The sequence below is a fragment of the Zooshikella ganghwensis DSM 15267 genome, from assembly GCF_000428585.1.
GTDB lineage: Bacteria > Pseudomonadota > Gammaproteobacteria > Pseudomonadales > Zooshikellaceae > Zooshikella > Zooshikella ganghwensis.
Map to the genome: position 1 here is coordinate 1 of NZ_AUAF01000311.1, position 2,303 is coordinate 2,303.

Sequence of the window (2,303 nt, forward strand, 5' to 3'; positions counted from 1 at the left end):
TACCACCTTGGCATGGAGTGATGACGATAAACTACTAAAAGTCACCAAATCTGATGGCAGTATCCGCCAGTATCACTATGAAAATTCAACCTTTCAAAAGCATTTAACGGGCATCACCGATGGTAATGGCAAACGCTTTGCCACCTGGAAGTATGACGATAAAGGTCGGGCTATAAGTTCTGAGCACGCGGGTGGTACCGAAAAAACCTCACTGGAATATCACGCCAATAACAGCACCACGGTCACTAATCCTTTAGGTAAAAAAACTACCTATCACTTTCAGGTATTTAATGGCGTTCATAAAGTGGTGAAAGTCGAAGGCCAACAAACCGAACACTGCGCGGCGGCCAATAAGGAATATACCTATTACGACAATGGTTTGCTCAAAACCAAAACCGATTGGAAAGGTAATACCACTGCGTTTAAGTATAACGATCAAGGTTTAGCGATCGAGACGACGGAGGCCGTGGGTACCCCACAAGCCCGCACTGTAATCACTGAGTGGGACGTTGAAAAGCGTTTACCGCTGAAAACCTCAGATGGTCAGGTAGAGACGTCTTATCAATACGATGAACACGGTGCACTGGTGAAAAAACGTCAGCAGTTAGTACAGTAAATTTTGTTGTTTAATTATCAGTATTACGTTTTATTGGGCTTAAATAAATTATGCCGTTATTTTCCAAGAAAATTTATCAAATAATATTCGCATTAGCCATATGTTTTTATGTAGGTAGTTCAATTGCAGAACAAGCCTGTCCCACAGGTTATGCTAAGAAATATATTGAAACAGGGGGTAACTACATAAATTATTACTGCAAAGAAGGGCGTAGAAATACAGATGGAACAACGCCTATAAATGTGTTTAAAAATGTATTTGGCTGTACTTATGAAATGGAAAAAGCCATATATTTAAATCCTAATGATGGTCGTCGTTCCATAAATGGCATTCTGATTAATGCTAAAGATTTTACATTTATGGGTTGTGTTTACAATCGTTATGACAATGCCTATACAAGTCATCGATATCACTGTTTGGTTGAATATACTTCATGTTCGCAACTTGATTTTGCAACTTCAACCAGATGCGAGCGTTATGACTCTACTAGGCGTCACTGGTCAGTAACCGTTCATCCTGTATGTGAGGATTGCACTCAGTTGGGTGCAAAAGCCATCCCTGGCCATGGCTGTCGTTTTGAATGTGATTCTGGACTGTTGGCAAAAAAGAAAGAGCAGTGTGATACCCCTGTGCCTGAGTGCTCCTATGGCTTGGATGCACTAGCCTATCCACCCCAGTGTAAAACCAAACCCAGCCCCGATAAGGGCGAAGGCAGTTGTAGTGCACCAGATACGACACCTGTGGCAGGTAATCCCGTGCGTATTGCAACTGGCAATAAATACCATGTGGAGTCAGTTATTCAAGGTGCTTTACCTTTACAGTTGTCGTATAACAGTGACGATGATGTTTGGCATCATAACTTTCATTATCAACTGACTCCCTTTAATCAATTAACTACCGTAAAAGAATATACCCGACCTGATGGCAACACCTTAGTGTTTGAACAAAATGGGAGCGGTTGGACCTCGTTGGCTGCTGGGGCGATTCAATTGTCATCAACGGCTAAGCATGGGGCAACCTGGTTAATTAATTACTATGGGCAGCAAGAGTATTATGACGATCAGGGTCGTATTTTACGGGTCGAACAGCCGTTAGGTAGGGTATTCACCTTTACCTGGGGAGATCATCAGGTCGAAGTGATGGATAGCCAAGCCAATCGTTTAACCCTGACCCTGGATGATCAGCAGCGGTTACAATCGGCAACGCAATCCAACCATAAACCGATCACCTTCACCTGGCGTGATAACACCGCCTTACAAAAAATCATGTATCCTGATGGTCATGCACGTCAATTCCATTATGAAAACCCCTGGTTTCCTCACCATTTAACGGGGATCACCGATGGTAATGGCAAACGCTTTGCCACCTGGAAATACGACAATAAAGGCCGTGCGATTAGCTCTGAACACGCGGGTGGTACTGAAAAAACCTTCCTGGAATACCACACCAATAACAGCACTACCGTCACTAATCCTTTAAGCAAAAAAACCACCTATCACTTTAATGTGATTAATGGCGTGCATAAAGTCGTGAAAGTCGAAGGCCAACAAACTGAACACTGTGCGGCCGCCAATAAAGAATATACCTATTACGATAACGGTTTGCTCAAAACCAAAACCGATTGGAAAGGGATAGTGACGGCGTTTGAGTACAACGATCGTGGCCTGGAGACCAAGCGCACCGTGGC

The 2,303-nt window shown here is 43.3% G+C and carries 2 protein-coding genes; both read left to right on the forward strand.

Annotation, left to right across the window (positions count from 1 at the left end; all coding sequences use genetic code 11):
- On the forward strand, positions 1 to 616 hold a 616-nt coding region (locus F607_RS35020; RefSeq protein ID WP_038292459.1), incomplete at its 5' end, for a hypothetical protein.
- A 50-nt stretch (positions 617 to 666) separates the two neighbouring features.
- A partial coding sequence (locus F607_RS33320; RefSeq protein ID WP_169719857.1) for an RHS repeat protein occupies positions 667 to 2,303 on the forward strand: 1,637 nt, incomplete at its 3' end.